At 37.0% G+C, this 19323-nt stretch carries 18 protein-coding genes and 2 riboswitches; of the genes, 11 read left to right on the forward strand and 7 right to left on the reverse strand.

Translation table 11 applies throughout. From position 1 onward, the window contains the following. Together mtnK and AC6CHV_RS14410 are read right to left on the reverse strand one after the other, a co-directional pair. Complete coding sequence (gene mtnK, locus AC6CHV_RS14405; RefSeq protein ID WP_341332236.1) at positions 1–1191, reverse strand: S-methyl-5-thioribose kinase; 1191 nt, start codon at positions 1189–1191, stop codon at positions 1–3. A gap of 255 nt (positions 1192–1446) precedes the next feature. Next, a riboswitch (SAM riboswitch) is annotated at positions 1447–1581 on the reverse strand. Positions 1582–1667: 86 nt separating this feature from the next. Beyond that, on the reverse strand, positions 1668–2459 hold the full coding sequence (locus tag AC6CHV_RS14410; RefSeq protein WP_121445307.1) for a carbon-nitrogen family hydrolase: 792 nt from the start codon (positions 2457–2459) through the stop codon (positions 1668–1670). A 96-nt stretch (positions 2460–2555) separates the two neighbouring features. On the opposite strand from AC6CHV_RS14410, the gene AC6CHV_RS14415 reads away from it, so the two are divergent. The 7 genes from AC6CHV_RS14415 to AC6CHV_RS14445 all read left to right on the forward strand — a co-directional run bounded on the left by AC6CHV_RS14415 (position 2556) and on the right by AC6CHV_RS14445 (position 8506). Next, positions 2556–3731: an aminotransferase class I/II-fold pyridoxal phosphate-dependent enzyme gene (locus AC6CHV_RS14415; protein ID WP_498079095.1), complete on the forward strand. Its 1176-nt coding sequence runs from the start codon at positions 2556–2558 to the stop codon at positions 3729–3731. A 139-nt stretch (positions 3732–3870) separates the two neighbouring features. Beyond that, positions 3871–3977, forward strand: a riboswitch (SAM riboswitch). 76 nt (positions 3978–4053) lie between these two features. Continuing rightward, on the forward strand, positions 4054–5292 hold the full coding sequence (gene mtnW / locus AC6CHV_RS14420) for a 2,3-diketo-5-methylthiopentyl-1-phosphate enolase (protein WP_341332234.1): 1239 nt from the start codon (positions 4054–4056) through the stop codon (positions 5290–5292). A gap of 2 nt (positions 5293–5294) precedes the next feature. After that, the gene (locus tag AC6CHV_RS14425; RefSeq protein ID WP_121445304.1) at positions 5295–5963 is read left to right on the forward strand and encodes a 2-hydroxy-3-keto-5-methylthiopentenyl-1-phosphate phosphatase; all 669 of its coding nucleotides are present in this window, start codon (positions 5295–5297) and stop codon (positions 5961–5963) included. Beyond that, a complete protein-coding gene (locus AC6CHV_RS14430) occupies positions 5950–6570 on the forward strand; it encodes a methylthioribulose 1-phosphate dehydratase (protein WP_121445303.1) in 621 nt (206 codons plus the stop codon). Before AC6CHV_RS14425 ends, AC6CHV_RS14430 begins: the two co-directional genes overlap by 14 nt. Positions 6571–6591: 21 nt before the next feature. Beyond that, entirely contained in the window at positions 6592–7137 is a 546-nt protein-coding gene (mtnD, locus tag AC6CHV_RS14435; RefSeq protein WP_498079096.1) for an acireductone dioxygenase, read from the forward strand. Between the two features lie 176 nt (positions 7138–7313). Next, the gene (gene cbpA / locus AC6CHV_RS14440) at positions 7314–7943 is read left to right on the forward strand and encodes a cyclic di-AMP binding protein CbpA (RefSeq protein WP_121445301.1); all 630 of its coding nucleotides are present in this window, start codon (positions 7314–7316) and stop codon (positions 7941–7943) included. Positions 7944–8245: 302 nt separating this feature from the next. Beyond that, complete coding sequence (locus AC6CHV_RS14445; protein ID WP_121445300.1) at positions 8246–8506, forward strand: Spo0E family sporulation regulatory protein-aspartic acid phosphatase; 261 nt, start codon at positions 8246–8248, stop codon at positions 8504–8506. Positions 8507–8630: 124 nt separating this feature from the next. Here AC6CHV_RS14445 and AC6CHV_RS14450 read toward each other — a convergent pair whose 3' ends face one another. Then, the gene (locus AC6CHV_RS14450) at positions 8631–9866 is read right to left on the reverse strand and encodes an MFS transporter (protein WP_121445299.1); all 1236 of its coding nucleotides are present in this window, start codon (positions 9864–9866) and stop codon (positions 8631–8633) included. A gap of 229 nt (positions 9867–10095) precedes the next feature. On the opposite strand from AC6CHV_RS14450, the gene AC6CHV_RS14455 reads away from it, so the two are divergent. Further along, complete coding sequence (locus tag AC6CHV_RS14455; RefSeq protein ID WP_121445298.1) at positions 10096–11043, forward strand: aldo/keto reductase; 948 nt, start codon at positions 10096–10098, stop codon at positions 11041–11043. Positions 11044–11093: 50 nt separating this feature from the next. Here the strand turns inward: AC6CHV_RS14455 and AC6CHV_RS14460 are convergent, their stop codons facing one another. Continuing rightward, positions 11094–12599: an ATP-binding protein gene (locus AC6CHV_RS14460; RefSeq protein ID WP_341332233.1), complete on the reverse strand. Its 1506-nt coding sequence runs from the start codon at positions 12597–12599 to the stop codon at positions 11094–11096. A gap of 214 nt (positions 12600–12813) precedes the next feature. Between AC6CHV_RS14460 and AC6CHV_RS14465 the strand changes: the two genes are divergently transcribed. Beyond that, a complete protein-coding gene (locus AC6CHV_RS14465; protein ID WP_341332232.1) occupies positions 12814–14379 on the forward strand; it encodes a bifunctional metallophosphatase/5'-nucleotidase in 1566 nt (521 codons plus the stop codon). Positions 14380–14574: 195 nt separating this feature from the next. Here AC6CHV_RS14465 and motB read toward each other — a convergent pair whose 3' ends face one another. Both motB and motA read right to left on the reverse strand, forming a co-directional pair. Continuing rightward, positions 14575–15321, reverse strand: coding sequence for a flagellar motor protein MotB (gene motB / locus AC6CHV_RS14470; RefSeq protein ID WP_341332231.1), 747 nt, complete (start codon positions 15319–15321; stop codon positions 14575–14577). Next, a complete protein-coding gene (gene motA / locus AC6CHV_RS14475; protein ID WP_498079097.1) occupies positions 15314–16105 on the reverse strand; it encodes a flagellar motor stator protein MotA in 792 nt (263 codons plus the stop codon). The genes motB and motA overlap by 8 nt, the downstream gene beginning before the upstream one ends. A 215-nt stretch (positions 16106–16320) precedes the next feature. Between motA and AC6CHV_RS14480 the strand changes: the two genes are divergently transcribed. Together AC6CHV_RS14480 and map are read left to right on the forward strand one after the other, a co-directional pair. Next, complete coding sequence (locus tag AC6CHV_RS14480) at positions 16321–18015, forward strand: M3 family oligoendopeptidase (RefSeq protein WP_341332229.1); 1695 nt, start codon at positions 16321–16323, stop codon at positions 18013–18015. Between the two features lie 138 nt (positions 18016–18153). After that, positions 18154–18906, forward strand: coding sequence for a type I methionyl aminopeptidase (map, locus tag AC6CHV_RS14485; protein ID WP_341332228.1), 753 nt, complete (start codon positions 18154–18156; stop codon positions 18904–18906). A 38-nt stretch (positions 18907–18944) separates the two neighbouring features. On the opposite strand, the gene AC6CHV_RS14490 is transcribed toward map, so the two are convergent. Next, positions 18945–19244, reverse strand: a complete 300-nt coding sequence (locus AC6CHV_RS14490) for a hypothetical protein (RefSeq protein WP_341332227.1) — start codon at positions 19242–19244, stop codon at positions 18945–18947. Positions 19245–19323 lie beyond the last annotated feature (79 nt).

Genomic DNA, 19323 nt, shown 5'->3' on the forward strand with positions numbered 1-19323 from the left:
TCACTCCTTAGCTGTTTTTTCTACATAGTTTCGTAGAGTTCCAAGTTCCTTGATTGACTTGCGTTCTTTTATTAATTCTTTTCCTAAACGTAGTGCATGCTGTTTAGTTGCGATTTTTTGTTCAATGCTTTCAATGCCATCTAAGTCAGCAACATGTGCAAGGCCGATTGTTCGACGTATCACTTCACAGCCAGCAAAACCAATTGCATCTTCAAAAGTTTGCTCAAGAACATATTCCAAATAACCTTCCGTATCACGATAAAGTTCAACCGCTTCATTTTTCCAAAGGTCTGAGAAAGTCCAGGAAAACACTTCCCATGTTCTTTTGATATGTTCGTATAATGGCTCACGGTACTCAGAATCTCTTGAAATTGCATTTAATAATAGATTTGCAATAAATTGCCCGATATCAAAACCGAGTGGGCCAAAATAGGCAAATTCAGGATCAATAACTTTCGTCTCAGTTTCACTAGCGAATATACTTCCTGTGTGTAAATCGCCATGTAATAGAGCATCTGCTTGAGTTAAGAACTTCTGCTTTAACTTTGCAATTTCAAGCTTCAGCGGTTGGTCAGCCCAAATTTGTTCAACATCATTCTGTAATTCCTCTTCGAAACTATTTGTATCGATATCGAAAAATGGATCTGTAAAAACAAGATCCTCCGTAATTTTACAAAGGTCAGGATTTATAAATTTTTGAACCAATATTTTTTTCTTCGATGGCTCTAGTCCAAAGTCTGAAGTGTAAAATAATGTTTTAGCTAAAAATGTTCCAATATGCTCAGATAAAAGCGGGAAGTTTTTACCTTCAATGAGACCTGCTCTTGAGATTTGCAAGTGGGAGAGGTCTTCCATCACAGTAATAGCTAGAATCTCATCAGAATAATAAACCTTTGGTACAAGAGTTGGCACATAATCCGCTGCTGCTAATAATGCATTTGCTTCAATTGTTGCTCGCTTTAAAGATAATGGCCAGCTTTCACCAACCACCTTTGCATATGGTAAAGCTTGCTTAATAATAATGCCATTTCCTTCTTCTTCGGTGATATGGAAAACTAGATTTAAATTTCCATCCCCAATTTCTCTGCATTTTAAAAATGTTCCTTCTTCAAACAAACCTAAACGAATGGCCAATGCCACCGCAGTGCTTTCTGTTAATGGTTCGTAAATCGATTGATATGAAATTGACATATTTATATTCCTCCAGAAGTATTATTTAATAGTTTGGAGGCTTTTCTAAAAACGGAAAAGCCTCTTTCATTGAAAGAGGCTTGAAGACACGGCTTCGCACCTCTTATCTGCCAAGAAGATCAAATGAGCCTTCAGCGAATTTGCGCACAGATTTTTTCGAGCTTGCTCGAAAATTTACCTTTGAAAATCTGTTGCATCCGCCGGAGGCTATAACTTTATTCAGTCTGGTTTTAAGCATGACTGAATAAAGTTATTCACTTCCTGCTGGAATTAGCACCGTGCCTTGTGGGTTTCCCCAGCGCTAAAAAATAGCGCCTCACCTTGCGATGGATTTACGGTCGGTTGCTGGGCTTCATCGGGCCAAGTCCCTCTGCCTACTCTTGATAAGAGATCAAATTAATTGATATTCTATTATATGTTGATACTGAAGAGAATGATATCAACGAATGTACATAATTGTCAATATATTTTTATTTCTATGAATGATAAAAATTAGGACGACGATCCTGGAAGATAGGAATTTGTTTTCTCACCTCTTTTACCTTGCTAAGGTCGATTTCTCCAACTAGAGTTGTGCTTTCAGTACCTGCTTCAGCAATAATGTTTCCCCAAGGGTCGATAACCATCGAATGACCTCCGAATTCATTATTAGGATTACTTCCAACACAATTACATGCAACAACATAGCACTGATTTTCAATCGCTCGACTAAGGAGTAATGTTCGCCAATGCTCAAGGCGAGGAAGTGGCCATTCTGCTACCACGAATAAAACTTCTGCGCCACTTGTTGTATGTGCACGAATCCATTCTGGGAAGCGAATGTCGTAACAAATCACACCAGCTGCTGGTACATTTTCAATTATGAAATCGCCTTTTGCTTCACCGGCCTTTAAATACAAATGTTCATCCATTAGCTTGAATAAATGTAGTTTGCTGTATTCACTTAGCAATTCTCCGTCTCGATTAAAGACAAACATCGTATTTGTCACACCTTGCTCCGTCTTTTTGGCTACAGAGCCTGCTACAATATTTACAGAGTATTGTTTTGCTAAGGTTTTTATAAACGTTTTTGTTTCATCGCCATTTTCATCTGCAATTTCATCTAATCTTGTTAAATCATATCCAGTCGTCCAAAGCTCTGGAAGGATGATAATATCAGGTTTGTCCTGATTCATTGTCTTTTCGATTTCTTTAGAAATTTGGGCAAAATTCTCTTGCGGTTTACCGAATTGAATATCATACTGTATACAAGCAATTTTAAGATTCATTTGGTATCCTCCCAGTGAAAATAATACTTTACAAGTTAACTCTAACAATATATTATTTTTGGTTAGTATTTCAAGTATTTTGAAGAAGGTGTAGATATGAAAAATTTCCAACAATCTGAAACCCTGCAAAAATTACCGAAACAGTTTTTTGCTTCTCTTGTAGCTAAGGTGAACAATGTAGTTGCCCAAGGGCATGATGTAATAAATTTAGGTCAGGGGAATCCTGACCAACCAACACCTCAACATATTGTTGAAGCTCTTAAAAAGGCTGCCGATCAGACTAAATTTCATAAGTATTCTCCATTTCGTGGCCATACATTCTTAAAGAAGGCAGCGGCAGAATTTTACCAACGTGAATATGGTGTTGAACTTGACCCTGAAACAGAAATCGCGATTTTATTTGGTGGAAAGGCTGGATTGGTAGAGATTCCACAATGTCTATTAAATCCTGGGGATGTTGCATTAGTACCTGACCCTGGTTATCCAGACTATTGGTCAGGTGTTGAGCTTGCAAGAGCTGAAATGGCCTATATGCCTCTGAAAGAAGAGAATTACTTTCTACCAGATTACACAGAAATTGATTCAGAAAAGCTTGAAAAAGCAAAGGTAATGTTCTTAAATTACCCGAATAACCCAACAGGGGCTATTGCAACGAAAGAATTTTTTGAAGATACAATTTCTTTTTCGAAAGAACATAATATTTGTGTGGTACATGATTTTGCATATGGTGCGATTGGATATGAGGGGAAAAAGCCGATCAGCTTTTTGGAAGTTGAAGGTGCCAAAGATATCGGTATTGAAATATACACACTTTCAAAAACCTATAATATGGCAGGCTGGAGAGTGGGCTTTGCGGTTGGAAACCCAAGTGTAATTGAAGCAATAAATCTAATTCAAGACCATATGTACGTGAGTTTGTTCAGTCCCGTTCAAGTAGCAGCTGCATCCGCACTGACCGAGTCACAGGACTGTGTAAAAGAATTAGTAGACAAATATGAATCAAGACGGAATGCATTCATTGGTGCCTTAAAAGACATCGGATGGGATGTGAACGCACCTGAAGGCTCATTTTTCGCATGGTTACCTGTACCTAAAGGTTACACATCAGTTAGTTTTGCAGACCTATTACTAGAAAAAGCTCATGTTGCTGTAGCACCAGGAATCGGCTTTGGTGAATATGGCGATCGATATGTACGTGTTGGTCTTTTAACTGACGAAAATAGACTTGTTGAAGCTGCAAATCGAATTAAAAAACTAAACTTGTTTAAATAACCATTAAAATTTAAAAGTTAAAAAATGTTTGACAAGAAAAATAATTCCTGTCATAATCCTAATTAAATTCAATTTCGTAAAAATTAAATTTAGATTGAGCTTACTTAAAACATGGCTCAATATAATAATAGAATCTATTTTCTTATTAAGAGCAGGTGGAGGGACTAGCCCAGTGAAGCCCGGCAACCGACTTACAAATTGTAAGCACGGTGCTAATTCTTGCAGCATTAAGCTGAGAGATAAGAAGATGTTAGTTTGCTAACCTCTTCTTATGAAGAGGTTTTTTTCGTCTTATGGAACATTTTGAAATGAGGGTTGAAAAATGAGTGAAGTGATTGCTACGTATTTGGTGCATGACACCGGGGACAACTTAGTGAAAAAAGCTGAAGGTATCGCACTCGGCTTAACAATCGGCTCTTGGACAAATTTACCAAAAATAGAACAAAACCAACTTAAAAAGCATAAAGGTATAGTAATAAGTGTCGAGCATTTAGATTCAGACAACAGAGCAAGTCAATATTTAGGAAAGCAAGTAAAAAAGGGAATTATTAGAATAGCATACCCAAGCGCTAATTTTAGTGCAGACCTACCAGCTGTTTTAACAACTACCTTTGGTAAGCTTTCCTTGGATGGGGAAGTTAAACTATTAGATTTGGAGTTTTCTAGTGAATTAAAATCCACATTCCCTGGTCCGAAATTTGGAATTGAAGGCATTCGTGCAAAACTTGGAGTATATAATAGACCGCTGGTAATGAGTATTTTTAAAGGGGTCATTGGAAGAGACATAGCCTATCTCAAGGATCAGCTTCGTGAGCAGGCACTCGGTAGTGTGAATATCATCAAGGATGATGAAATACTCTTTGAGAACACGTTAACACCTTTGGAAACAAGAATCACTGAAGGGAAAAAGGTACTTGAAGATGTGTTCAAAGAAACCGGACAACGGGCACTTTACGCTGTAAACTTAACCGGAAGAACATTCGAATTAAGGGAAAAAGCTAGGAAGGCAGTAGAGTTAGGTGCTGACCTACTATTGTTTAATGTTTTTGCTTACGGAATTGATGTACTTCAAAGTTTAGCAGAAGACCCGCAAATTTCAATACCAATTATGGCCCATCCAGCTGTAAGTGGGACACTCACTCCTTCTGAGTTTTACGGATTTTCTAATAAGCTATTACTAGGAAAATTACTTAGATATGCTGGGGCAGATCTTGTCTTGTTCCCTTCACCATATGGTAGTGTTGCGCTTGAAAGAGAACAGACACTAGCAATTGCAGAAGAGTTAACAAAAAATGATGAGGTATTTAAACCAACATTTCCTGTTCCTTCAGCCGGAATCCATCCAGGCCTAGTGCCACTACTAATCAATGATTTTGGAAAAGATAGTGTCATCAATGCCGGTGGCGGTGTTCACGGACATCCTGATGGTGCAATTGGGGGCGGAATAGCCTTTAATGCTGCAGTTGATGCAGTACTAGGTGGAAAGACACTTATTGAATTTGCAAAAAATAGCCCTGAGCTTAAAAAGGCAATTGAATTATGGGGATATAAAGAGGTATAAAAATGAATAAACCAATTATCTTCTGTGATTTTGATGGTACAATCACGAATACTGATAACATTATTGCCATCATGAAAAGATTTGCTCCCCCTGCATGGGAGGAGATCAAGGACCAAGTTCTCTTACAAACAATCCCGATACAGTTGGGAGTGAGTAGAATGTTTGCGCTTTTACCATCAGCATCGCGTAAGGAAATTACAGACTATATACTCAACCATGCAGAAATACGAGAAGGATTTAAGGAATTTGTTGCGTTTACAAAAGAAGAGGAAATTCCCTTATACATTGTCAGCGGTGGGATTGATTTTTTTGTAGAGCCATTGCTTGACGGACTCGTTCCAAAAGAGCAAATTTACTGTAACAGATCCGATTTTACAAATGAAAAAATAAAGATTGTATGGCCATACACTTGTGATGATGAGTGCACAAACGAGTGTGGCTGTTGCAAGCCAACGTTGATTCGTAAGTTTGCAAATCAGGACGATTTTAAGATCGTTATTGGTGATTCCATTACAGATCTTCAAGCGGCTAAACTTGGAGACAAGGTCATTGCTAGAGATTTTCTTGTCCAAAAATGTGAAGAACTTGGAATTAATCATTCTTCATTCCATTCCTTTTTTGATGTAATAGAGATTCTAAAAAAGGAGGTTCTAACAAATGCTTCGAATTAAGCAATGGACAGAGCTTGCAGATATAAAAGATGAACTTGCAGCGCGTGATTGGTTTATGGGGACAAGTGGAAATCTTTCCATAAAAGTATCCGACAATCCTATCACATTTCTTGTTACAGCAAGTGGCAAAGATAAAAAGAAAAGAACTGATGAGGACTTTTTATTAGTGGATGAAGCAGGTTATCCAGTTACTCCTACTCACTTGAAGCCTTCGGCAGAAACACTTCTGCATGTTGAAATCTATAACAAAACAAATGCAGGTTGTAGTCTTCATGTTCATACAGTTGATAATAATGTCATTTCTGAACTATATGCTGACAAAGGAGAAGTTGTATTCAAGGGGCAGGAAATTATTAAAGCGCTTGGTTTATGGGATGTGGATTCAGAAATTAGAATACCAATCATCCAAAATGATGCTGATATCCCTACACTTGCAAGAAATTTTGGCAAGTATGTCACTAGCGACTTTGGCGCCGTACTGATCCGAAACCATGGAATCACTGTCTGGGCTAACAATGCATTTGATGCAAAAAAACATTTAGAAGCATATGAGTTTCTTTTTAGCTATCATTTAAAACTATTAGCATTAGCCCCTTTAAGGGTATAAAAAATTCACGAGGTGAGAAAAATGGCAAATATTAAATTACGTAATACAGGTGAGAGACTAGAGGGACAAGAAGAGGTAGCAGCATTTTTAGAAGAACAAGGTGTCCTTTATGAACATTGGGATACTAACAAACTACCAGAGGAATTAAGAGGAAATTGTAGAATTACGGATGAGCAAAAAGATCAAATCCTATCGATTTACGAAGCAGAAATCAAATCACTTGGTGAGCGTAACGGATATCAAAAATGGGATGTCATCGAATTGTCCGATGCTACTCCTAATCTTGATGAGCTTTTAAAGAAATTTGAACAAGTACATGTTCATACAGAAGATGAAGTACGTGCAATCGTAGCAGGACATGGAATTTTCATTATTAAAGGAAGTGGCGATACTGGCTACTTTGATGTTGAATTAGAGGCAGGGGATGTTATTTCTGTTCCTGTTGACACACCACACTTTTTCACACTAATGGATGATCGTGAGGTCGTAGCAGTTCGATTATTTATTGATCCAACTGGTTGGGTAGCTCATCCATTCCAAGACCCAGAGTTTACAGGTACAAAATAGGAATAGAAGGAGCTTTATGGTATTTTCCATAAAGCTTTTTTATATCAAAATGTTTAGAATATTCTTTACACATTAGTGTAAATATGTTACATTTTTGTTCATTGGAAAAAGAAATATTCTGATGCATATACTATAGGTAGTTGGGAATTCTTTCTACTGTAAGAGGAGTGGAGACTATGAAAATTCGCTATAATTTTGTTGAAAAATCAGATGTAAAATATTGTAACGACGATTTTACCGTCCAACAAGCACTTCAATTTTTAAATGAAACAGGATATCGGTCTGTGCCGGTATTGTCAAAAAATGGTACAACATTTGAAGGTTTAATTTATAAAGTTGACATTTTAGAGTACCTCTATGAAAAGAATGGAGATGCAAATGGAAGTATTCTTACCCTTGTCGAAAGTAAGGATGCATTTGTTTACGATGAGGATTCCTTCTTTAAAACATTTTTAACAATTCGTCGTTTGCCGTTTATTGCGGTGCTTAACTCCGAGAAAGAATTTCTTGGAATTATTACACATTCTAATGTTATGGATGTCCTTGAGGATTCATTTGGTATGCGGACAGGTGGATATACACTAACAATTGCTACGATTGAACATAAAGGTGCGATAAAAGATCTTGTATCTCTAATCCGTGACGTTAACATAGATGGAATGTTAACTCTGGATAATGGTGAAAAATACCTCCGTCGCATTATCCTAAATCTACCGGGAACTCTTGGAGAGGATAAGATTCAAGCTATCAAAAGGAAGCTCGAAACGAAAGAATTCCGTGTTACACATATCGATCGAATTAAATAAGAAAAATTTTAACCTATGGGTGAATTCCTGTAGGTTTTTCTATTGAAGTTTATGTCGGTTCCTGTATTATTTCGATTGTCGAAAAAGGTTGAATGGCAGCTTGGAAGCGATTTCGTACACAAATTTGTAAATTTTTTTAAGAAAAAAATGTCTATTTTTGCGAATCTATTTACATAAATAGTAGATTTTGTAATAATTCATAGAGTAGCAACTCAGCATGCACCAAAGGTAGTATTGGTTGGCATACGATAGTTGTATGCGGCGTTAGAATTTTCTAACGTGTGAATAAAGGAGTGGAAGTTTTGGAAACTAGACGTATAGATTACAAACAGATACTATTAGAGGATATTAATAGAAAAAGAGAAGAAATGATTGCTATCGCTAATAGTACGGGGTTTACAAGTAATGAAACAATTGAATGTAGTCAAGAACTTGATGAACTTATAAATATCTATCAACGAGCAGAAACAGCAGAACGAAACCATTCACTTTTTCGTCAGTTTTTAAAGAGAGTCATGTTATTTTTCTTACTTCAAAAAGTCAGCTATAAATCACAATCATAAAAAATATAACCTACCAAACAATTCATGAAAATGGATTGTTTATTTTTTTGCGAAGGGAAGAGGAATTTGCAAGGTTATGCCAAGACTCAATAAAAAAGGACGCATACGCGTCCTGAAAATTGTGTTATCCTGCATTATTCCACTCATTAAGCTTATGATCAGTAGGTAATAGGAAGGCCAATAATCCTAACAATGGAAGGAAGCCCATCATAATGATGGTTGGTGTTAACCCGATTGCGTCGATGATAGCACCAATCCCAACGCCGCCTATAGCCCCCATACCGAAGGCGAGGCCAACAATTAATCCTGACATCATTCCGATTTTTCCTGGAACTAATTCTTGAGCATAGACAACAGTAACAGAGAAGCTTGATAGTAGCATAAACCCAATAACTGTAACGAGCACGATTGCCACATGAGGACCAACAAACGGGAGAATCAGTGCTAATGGTGCTGTACCTAATAGAGAAACAATGATGACATTTCGTTTACCGAATTTATCAGCCAATGGTCCCCCAAAGAATGTTCCTAAGGCCCCTGTGGCTAAGAATAAGAAAATAAATATTTGTGCTTGTGAAATGCTGTAACCATATTTTTCAATTACATAAAATGAGTAAAAATTTGTGATGCTTGACATGTACCATGTTCGAGCAAATACAAATAGCACGAGAACAACTAATGCGAATTTGACAGCTTTCATGTTTCGCGGAGCAGCTGAAATGGCCTTTTTTACTTTCTTTTGAAGCTCAACTGTTTTTAGTGTTTTAGAATACCATTTAGCAATATATATAAGTAGTCCGACTGCAAGCGCAGCAACTAATGAAAACCAAATGGCCCCAAATTGTCCTAGTGGTACAAGGATTAAAGCAGTAATGACAGGTGCCAGAGCTTGACCTGAATTCCCCCCAACTTGATAAATCGATTGTGCCAATCCACGTCTGTTACCTGCACTCATGTAGGCAACACGGGACCCTTCGGGATGGAAAATAGCTGAACCTATTCCAATAAATAGAACTGAAAGAATGATCGTTAAAAAGTTAGGTGCAAATGCGAGGCCAATGACTCCAAAAAAAGTAGAGGTTAATCCAATTGGCAAGGCAAATGGCATTGGTTTTTTGTCTGTATACCAACCGACAACAGGTTGAGCAACTGAAGATACAATTTGTAACGCAAAGGATATTAATCCGAGCTGCGTAAACGTTAATCCCATTGATTGTTCTAAAATTGGGAACATCGCTGGAATAATCGCTTGTATGGAGTCATTGAGCATGTGGACAAATCCAATGATAAATAAAATCCCATAAAGTGTTTTATTCGCGTCATTTTCAGTACTTGTAGCTTGTGTTTTTGCTGCGAGCATTTTATTTATTTCCCCTTTGTTACTTACCGATGAAGTAATTTTAATCAATATAATCCTTTACTCTATAAAAAACCTTTTTTTCAATTTTGTAAAGCGAAAATTCAAAATAAATTTAAGTAAATCAAGACAAAAATCAGCATTTTCTTCATTGAACAATTGCTTTACCTTGTTTGAAATTTCTGATAAATTTAATAGTAAGATAATATTCGCTTGAAGGAGGAGGCATGACATGAAATACAGAAGATTAGGACGTTCTGGTCTTAAAGTTAGTGAAATTAGTTTGGGTAGTTGGCTAACTTTTGGGAAAACAGTTGATGAATCAATGGCAACGAAAACCGTTCATAAAGCATATGAACTTGGAATAAATTTTTTTGATTCGGCAAATGTGTATGAGCGAGGGGAAGCAGAGCGAATCGTAGCAAGTGCATTAAAAGAATATCCGCGAGAGTCATATGTTATCGCAACTAAGGCATATGGTCCGATGGGTGATGGTCCAAACGATAGAGGCTTATCAAGGAAACACGTGATTGAACAGGTGAATGCAAGTTTAAAACGCATGGAACTAGATTATGTGGATGTGTTTTACTGTCACCGCTATGACGAAGATACTCCTCTGGATGAGACACTACGAGCAATTGACGATTTAATTAGGCAAGGAAAAATTCTTTATGTTGGTGTAAGCGAATGGAGTGCAGCTCAAATCCAGGAAGCTGTAGCCATTGCAGATAAGTATTTATTAGATCGAATTATTGTGAATCAGCCTCAATACAATATGCTCCATCGTGACATCGAGGATGAGATAATACCAGTTTGTGAGAAAAATGGAATTTCTCAGGTGGTATATTCACCGCTTGCCCAAGGGGTATTAACCGGTAAGTATAGAGGTGGTACGATTCCAACTGGTAGTAGGGGAGCAAACTCACAGGTAAATACGTGGGTGAAAAATATCATTAATGGAATTGTTTCAACTAAATTAGATCGTCTTGAAGAATTTGCAACAGAACTAGGTGTCACCTTACCGGAATTAGCTCTGTCATGGATATTAAGACAGCACAATATCGCGAGTACACTTGTCGGAGCGACAAATCCGGAACAAATTGAAGCAAATGCCAAGGCCACTGACCTAGTACTTGGATTTGAAGAGATTAAGAGAATCGAATCTATTTTGACTGTCTAGTCCCATAAGCATCAACAAACCCACTTTCGAGAAAGTGGGTTTGTTATTAATTAATCTTCGTGTAAAGGCAAGTGTACTTGAACTATAGTACCTTTACCTTCCACACTATCAATATTAATTGTTCCGTTATACATATTGACAATTCTTTTACAAATCACAAGACCGAGGCCAGTTCCAGTATCCTTATTTGTAAAAAATGGGGTATACACCTTTGAAAGAATATGTTTTGGAATACCGACACCTGTATCAGTGATTGATAATATACAAGATTTTCCCTCTTTTTGAATTGAAATTGACAGTTTGCCACCATCTGCTTGCATCGATTCTATTGCATTTTTGGATAGATTTAAAACAACCTGTTTAATATTATCATTTGAGCACATGATGTACATTGGCTTTTCCGAAAGATGTAAATCAAATTCCACATTATAGAGGTTTGTTTCAGATTGAATAATGGGTTGGACTTCTTTCACAATGTCATTCATATCATAACTTTTACGTTTGTCTGCGGTAGGTTTGCCAAGGATTAAGAACTCATTGACAATATCATTAATCCTTGTAATTTCTTGCTGAATGACCGAAAAATAAAATTGATCGTTCGGATCCTTATGTTTTTCACTTAATAATTGAATGAGTCCTTTAACCCCAGTTAAAGGGTTTTTTATTTCATGTGCGCTACTTGCTGCTAGTGTTCCGACTAATTCTAATTTCTGTAACTCATTTTCCTCTCGCTCACGAATAGTTTGGCGTTTGAGAAGAAGATATTTTCCAAGAAGAAAAAGAATATGAGTAAGGATCAATAAAATACCACTAAAAATCACTGAGTTTAAAATAAATATCTTTTTATTCGATAATGTTGTTCGTGGCCATGCTTCAACTGTCCAATTCACATTAGCTAGCTCCGTACTAATGATATCGCTATCAATCGAATGTGAATCTAAATTAGTGGTAATTAATTCCTGGCCAATCGGGTCGATGACTCTTAAAATTTCATCTGGTGCAAGAACCTTCAGTACGTTTTCTAAATAATCTAGGCGTAAGCTAAAGAGTACAACTCCTTTAACTTTATTCGATTTAATAACGGGTGTGGCGATTGTAACTATAAATCTTCCAGTTATTACTCCTTTATGCCCTGATGAGATGACTGTCCGTTTTGTTTGAAGCGCCTGTTGGAAATATTCGCGATAGGAAATGTTCACTTTATTATCTAAGTCGAGAGTAGACACAAGGATATCACCGTTTGGATTTGCCCAATATAGTCCAGAAAAGCGATCATCCTTTTTATGAATTGAATGTAGCATGTTCTTAATCTCTTCATTACTATTTTTGTTTTCAAAGACAATCCCAAGAGTTTCGGTGCTAGCTAAAGTTTCTCCAATAAACCGATCAATATAGCTAGATTGAAAGTTTACCATCTCTTTTGTTTTGGCTGTTTGGTTAATAATAGCCGTATTATAATGATAATTCGCAAATAAAATACTACCAATTGTGGTAGGTAAAATTACAATAATTAGATATACAAGACTATTTTTTAGAACTTTAGATTCTATTTTCAAACACATTCTCCTTGCCATTTTTCTGTAAAATTATTATATCAAAATGGCAAAGAGAAACATATTAAATTTGACAAAAGTAGTCAATTTCTGTCTAATGGTACATTAATTAGGGGTGAATGGAGAAACTTTAATGTTAAAAGATTATTATTCTTAACCCCGAAAATTGGTAAAATTATGTATACTAAAATTGACCCTATACAAAAGAGGTAAAAAAATGAAATCGATATCAATTACCATTCTTGAAACGAGTGATGTACACGGCAATATTTTTCCAATTAACTATGGGAACAATGAGCCTGTTGGTCTTGGACTTACAAAGATTGCAACTGTGATTAAAGAAGAGAGAAGTCGTAATAGGAATACTATCGTTATTGATAATGGAGATTTAATTCAAGGAACACCTTTAACTTATTATTATGTAAGATCAGGTCGTCATAAACAAAATCCAATGATTAAAATATTGAATGATTTAAAATATGATGCAGTTGTTGTTGGAAATCATGAATTCAATTATGGGATCGATGTTTTACAGCAGGCGATTAAAGATTCAACTTTTCCATGGCTTTCTGCAAATATAGTAAATGAAGAAGGGGAGCCATTTATTGGAAGGCCATATATCATGGTTGAGCTTGAGGAAGGAATAAAGGTTGCGATTCTGGGTGTAACCACTCATTACATCCCGAATTGGGAGAATCCGGAACATATTAAAGGTTTAACATTTAATGATGCATTTGAAACAACAAAATATTGGGTGGGGAAAATCCGTAATGATGAAAATCCGGATTTGATGATTGTTTCCTACCACGGTGGATTTGAAGCAGATTTGGAAACCGGTGAGCCAACCGAAAAGATAACAGGAGAAAATCAGGGGTACCGAATTTGTAAAGAGATTGAGGGGGTTGACCTTTTATTAACTGGCCATCAGCATCGTTCACTTGCCGGGAAAGTAAACGGCATCCCGATTGTTCAGCCAAGCTTTAATGGTCAGGCAATTGGTAAAATTACCCTAATCCTTACGAAAAATGAGAAAAAGTGGACCATTTCTGAATCTAGGCCTGAACTTATTTTCGTAAAAGATAAAAAAGCAGACGAAGGCTCAATTGAACTAGTAAATGAATATGAGGTTGCGACACAAGAATGGTTGGACAAACCAATTGGTCAAGTTATCGGAAATATGACAATTGATGATCCTTTAAAAGCACGCTTAAGGGATAATGCGCTTGTTGAATTTATTAACAAGGTGCAGATGGATGTCGCCAAGGTATCGATTTCAAATACAGCACTTTTTAATAATATAACGAAAGGTTTTCCTTCAAATATTACGATGAGAGACGTGGTCTCCAATTATATTTATCCGAACACGTTAACGGTCATTCGGATAACAGGGGATGACGTAAGAGCTGCACTAGAAAGAAGTGCAAGTTATTTTATTCTTGAAAATGGAAAGGCAGCAGTCAACCCTTCATTCGCAACACCAAAGCCACAACATTACAATTATGATATGTGGGAGGGTATTGAATATATAATTGATATTTCAAAGCCTATGGGGGAGAGAGTAGTAAAGTTAAGTTTTAAGGGTGAACCCATTCAACCAGAAGGTGAGTATGATGTTGTCATGAACAACTATCGTGCAGGTGGTGGTGGTGAATATGTCATGTTCAAGGATAAGCCAGTTATTAAAGATATTCCACTTGATATGTCCGAGTTAATTGCAAACTATATCCTTAAAAGAGGAACAATTGAAGCCACTGTTGATGATAATTGGAAGGTAATATGGTAATGAAAAACCCACGGATATGGTCCGGGGGTTTTCTTATGGTAATCCAGCTCAAACACCTAGCCCTTAGTGGTCACTTTACTCTACCTGCTGCAGAAGAAATGTACGAGAATAATCCACGGAGAACATATGCTCAGCTTAGCTTTGAGCCCTCATCAGGGTCCCACCTTGTCAGGGCTGTTTAAGGCACTTGCGCATTTATTCTTGTTCTACACCATTTGGCAGGATTAATATTTCTACACGACGATTTAGACTACGACCTTCTGGTGTGTCATTTGTCGCAACGGGCTCATATTCACCAAGGCCGCGAGCACTGAAACGGCTTGGATCAAGTTTTTCATTCTCTAATAAAATACTCATAAAATTAACGGAGCGCATGACGCTTAAATGCCAGTTGCTTTTAAACTCATGATTATTAATAGGGATAGTATCTGTATGTCCACTTACTATGATATTGCGAGGGGAATCCATAACTAACAACTCAGAAATTTCCCTTGCAATTTTAATATCCTCTGCACGAACCTTTGCACTTGCCGGATTAAAGAAGGCACCATCCTGAATGGTAACTAGCAAACCTTCTTCTGTTAAGCGCGTTTTAAGACTTAAATCTAAACCACTCTCGGTGATATAACCGTTAATTTTCTTTTGCAATTCTTTCAATTCTTCTTGTTCTTGTTTTTCTCTTTCTTTTTCTTTATCATTTTGGATTGCAACTGTATCAATTTCAACTGGTGTCGGACTCTCATACTCCAAAACAGAAGTCCCTCCAATAAAAACATTGTTAAAGGAACTTCTGAGTGAATTAAATTTCTTCGCATCTACATTGCTTGCAGCAAAGAGGACGATAAACAACGCCAGCAACAATGTCAAAATATCCGCATAAGGTACCAGCCATGATTCATCCATGTGCTCATCGTGTTTTTTCTTTCTTCTTTTTCTAGCCATCTATCATTTCACCTTCAGTCAAAACCTTTTCGCGGTCTTTGTTTGATAGGTACATTGAAAGCTTTTGTTCGATTGCTCGAGGTGATTGACCTTCAAGGACGGACAAAACGCCTTCTATCATGACTTCTTTTATTTTTATTTCCTGCTTTGATTTCTGTTTTAACTTATTTGCGAAAGGATGCCATAGTACATAACCTGTGAAAATCCCTAATAAAGTTGCAACGAACGCAGCTGCAATAGCTTCCCCTAGTGCATTTGTATCGTCCATATGGCCCAATGCGGCAATCAGACCTACAACAGCCCCCAATACCCCAAGTGTTGGGGCATATGTTCCTGCTTGGGAGAAAATCGAAGCGCCAGATAAATGGCGGTCTTCCATAGCTTCTAATTCTTCTGTCATCACATCGCGAATAAATTCAGCACTTTGTCCATCAACCGCCATGCTTAAACCGTTTTTTAAGAAAGGGTCATCCACTTCAGCAACCTTGACTTCAAGCGCTAATAGCCCTTCTTTACGAGCAATCGTTGCCCAGTTTGAGAACATTGGAATTAATTCTTCGACACCTAACAGCTTTTTTTCTTTAAATAGGATCCCAAATAATTGTGGTACTCTTTTTAATTCGCTGGAAGGAAAAGCAATCGTTACTGCTGCAATCGTACCTAAAATAATAATTAAAAAGGCAGCGGGATTTACCAAAGCTGTAATTGGGACCCCTTTTAAAACCATACCTATAAAGACGGCAATCAAACCAAGTATTACACCTATTAATGACGATTTATCCAATTAATATCACCTTTACTTTCATACGCAACAACTCGAGTTGTTTATAATCGTGTATTCTAACATTCTACTATTTTTATCGACAAACTTACTAGATTATTTAGCGAAACTTATCATTTAATATCGAATATTTCGGAGTGGTAAATATATGTAGGAGTGGTTTACAATGTAAGAGTATACATATATACGAATCTCTTAAGCGAAAAGGGGAACCTTCTATGAATTTTAATGACTTTAAGTATGTCCGCCCGAACATGGACGATGTAGAGCAATCATTTAATGTAGCGCTTGAAAAATTTAAAAATGCGGCAAATCCTGCCCGACAAGATGAAGCGATGAAAGAAATCATTGCCATTCAACGAACAGTTGATACAGCTTTTAACATTTGCTATATCAGGCATACGGTTGATACAAATGATGAATTCTACAAAAATGAGCAAGATTATCTTGATGAAATACAGCCATTAGTTCAAGGTTTAACAACGAAATACTATGAAGCTCTTGTTAATTCTAAATTCCGTACCGAATTAGAAAACAAATGGGGCAAACAGCTATTTGATTTTGCAGAAACACAAATAAAAACATTCTCTCCAGAAGTTGTGGAGGATCTACAGTTAGAAAATAAGCTTTCTTCCGAGTATACGAAACTTGTAGCTTCAGCAAAAATTATGTTTGAGGGAGAAGAACGTACATTAGCACAGTTACAGCCATTTGCTGAATCTAAAGACAGAACTATGCGTAAAAAAGCGAATGAAGTGCGATTTTCATTTTACCAAGAGCACCAAGAGAAATTCGATGAGATATATGATCAGCTAGTAAAGGTACGCACTCGAATTGCACAAAAGCTAGGATTTAATAACTTTGTAGAGTTAGCCTATGTGAGATTATCAAGAACAGATTACGATGCGGAAATGGTTGCTAACTTCAGAAAACAAGTGAAAGAACATATTGTTCCGCTAGCTGTTAAGCTTCGTGAGCGTCAAGCAGCGCGTATTGGAATTGACAGCTTAAAATATTATGACGAGTCATTCAGCTTTAAATCCGGAAATGCAGTTCCGAAGGGTGACCCTGAATGGATTATTGAAAATGGAAAGAAAATGTATGAGGAACTTTCTGAAGAAACAAAAGAATTCTTCAATTATATGATTGATACGAATTTAATGGACCTTGTTGCCAAGAAAGGGAAAGCTAGTGGCGGTTACTGTACGTACATTAGCGATTATCAAGCTCCGTATATTTTCTCAAACTTCAATGGAACATCAGGGGATATTGATGTACTGACACATGAGGCTGGACACGCGTTCCAGGTATACTCAAGTAGACATTACGAGGTTCCTGAATACAACTGGCCAACATATGAGGCTGCAGAAATTCATTCAATGAGCATGGAATTCTTCACATGGCCATGGATGGAATTATTCTTCAAAGAAGATACAGAAAAATACAAGTTTTCTCATTTAAGTGAGGCGTTATTATTCTTACCATATGGTGTAGCAGTAGACGAATTCCAACATATTGTTTATGAAAATCCTGAATTAACACCTGCTGAACGCAATAATGCTTGGAGAGAAATTGAGAAAAAGTATATGCCACTACGTGATTATGATGGTAATCAATACTTAGAAGAAGGTGGCTTTTGGCAGCGTCAAGGACATATTTACACAACTGCCTTTTATTATATTGATTATACATTAGCTCAAATTTGTGCATTCCAATTCTGGAAAAAATCTAGAGATAATCATGAAGCAGCGTGGGCGGATTATCTTCACCTATGTAAACAAGGAGGAAGCAAGCCTTTCACTGAATTAGTCAAGGTTGCAAACCTACTTTCCCCATTCGAAGAGGGAACTGTAGAATCTGTTGTTGGTGAAATTGAAGCGTGGCTAAATAGTGTAGACGACAAAACATTATAAAAGACAGGGGGACTGTGGAAAATTCCACAGTCTTTTCTGTGCTATTTTTTCAAATTTTTCAAATTAAGTTGTATGTTATGCAAAAGGTATGAATTAAGGATATAATAAAAACATCAAACTGAAATTGAGGGTGTTTTCATGATTCATTTAAAGACAAAAAGAGAAATTGAATTAATGCGTGAAGCGGGCCAAATTCTAGCTGCTTGTCATAAGGAAATTGCTAAAATGATTCAGCCTGGAATCACAAGCCTTGAGATCGACAGCTTTGCTGAGGACTTTATTAAGAAAAATGGTGCCACGCCTGAACAAAAAGGCTACAAGGGCTACAAATATGCAACATGTGCATCAATTAACGATGAAATTTGTCATGGGTTTCCTAGAAAGAAACCATTGATGAATGGTGATATAGTTACAATTGATATGGTTGTTAACCTTGGGGGCGCACTCGCAGACTCTGCATGGTCTTATGGGGTTGGTGAAATTTCACCAAAGGCATCTAAGCTACTCGATGTTACTAAGACGGCAATGTACAAGGGAATTGAACAAGCGGTAATCGGCAACCGTCTTGGGGACATTGGTCACGCTATTCAGTCTTATACGGAAGGTGAAGGATTTTCAGTTGTTCGTGACTTTATCGGACATGGAATCGGACCAACGATGCATGAGGAGCCACAAGTGTTACACTATGGTCTTCCAAACAAAGGATTGCGCTTAAAAGAAGGAATGGTTTTTACAATAGAACCAATGGTAAACGTCGGAAAATGGCAAACAACCATGGATAAAAATGGATGGACGGCGCGTACAATTGATGGCAGTCTTTCCGCACAATACGAACATACACTTGCAATTACACAAGATGGTCCTCTAATCTTAACCGACCAAGATGCATAATCACAAAAAAGTGTCACATCCATTGTGGCACTTTTTTGTTAAAGAATTGTTTCGATTAATACTGGGAAGACGGAGTCCGCTACCCAATGAAAATAGAGCGGGAAAACAATAACAAGTAAGTTTCCATAGAAACAATATCTACAATAAAACCTCTTTGTCGAACCTGGTTCCTCAGCAATCGACGCAAATACAGCCCCCACTAGACAAGTAAAGATAAAAAAGCCATTCCCAAATAAAGTATTAAACCTCTCATTATACAAAATAAATCCTAATGCTGAACCATTAATAAATAATAAGAAAAAGGACATGATTAAGAAAATTCTTGGAATAATGGACATGTTTTCCACCTCATTAATGTATATGAATTAGTAAAGAGGTAGATGACACACTTCCAAAAATTACTTGTAGCCTAAGCAA

The organism is Ferdinandcohnia sp. GQ5 (genome assembly GCF_059759275.1).

Excerpts from the sequence above, each read along its gene's own strand:
- mtnD (WP_498079096.1), top strand. The coding sequence starts at position 6,592 with ATGGCAAATATTAAATTACGTAATACAGGTGAGAGACTAGAGGGACAA.
- mtnW (WP_341332234.1), top strand. The coding sequence starts at position 4,054 with ATGAGTGAAGTGATTGCTACGTATTTGGTGCATGACACCGGGGACAAC.
- mtnK (WP_341332236.1), bottom strand. The coding sequence starts at position 1,191 with ATGTCAATTTCATATCAATCGATTTACGAACCATTAACAGAAAGCACT.
- map (WP_341332228.1), top strand. The coding sequence starts at position 18,154 with ATGATTCATTTAAAGACAAAAAGAGAAATTGAATTAATGCGTGAAGCG.
- AC6CHV_RS14450 (WP_121445299.1), bottom strand. The coding sequence starts at position 9,866 with ATGCTCGCAGCAAAAACACAAGCTACAAGTACTGAAAATGACGCGAAT.
- AC6CHV_RS14415 (WP_498079095.1), top strand. The coding sequence starts at position 2,556 with ATGAAAAATTTCCAACAATCTGAAACCCTGCAAAAATTACCGAAACAG.
- AC6CHV_RS14425 (WP_121445304.1), top strand. The coding sequence starts at position 5,295 with ATGAATAAACCAATTATCTTCTGTGATTTTGATGGTACAATCACGAAT.
- cbpA (WP_121445301.1), top strand. The coding sequence starts at position 7,314 with ATGAAAATTCGCTATAATTTTGTTGAAAAATCAGATGTAAAATATTGT.
- AC6CHV_RS14430 (WP_121445303.1), top strand. The coding sequence starts at position 5,950 with ATGCTTCGAATTAAGCAATGGACAGAGCTTGCAGATATAAAAGATGAA.
- AC6CHV_RS14465 (WP_341332232.1), top strand. The coding sequence starts at position 12,814 with ATGAAATCGATATCAATTACCATTCTTGAAACGAGTGATGTACACGGC.
- AC6CHV_RS14480 (WP_341332229.1), top strand. The coding sequence starts at position 16,321 with ATGAATTTTAATGACTTTAAGTATGTCCGCCCGAACATGGACGATGTA.
- AC6CHV_RS14410 (WP_121445307.1), bottom strand. The coding sequence starts at position 2,459 with ATGAATCTTAAAATTGCTTGTATACAGTATGATATTCAATTCGGTAAA.
- AC6CHV_RS14455 (WP_121445298.1), top strand. The coding sequence starts at position 10,096 with ATGAAATACAGAAGATTAGGACGTTCTGGTCTTAAAGTTAGTGAAATT.
- motB (WP_341332231.1), bottom strand. The coding sequence starts at position 15,321 with ATGGCTAGAAAAAGAAGAAAGAAAAAACACGATGAGCACATGGATGAA.
- AC6CHV_RS14490 (WP_341332227.1), bottom strand. The coding sequence starts at position 19,244 with ATGTCCATTATTCCAAGAATTTTCTTAATCATGTCCTTTTTCTTATTA.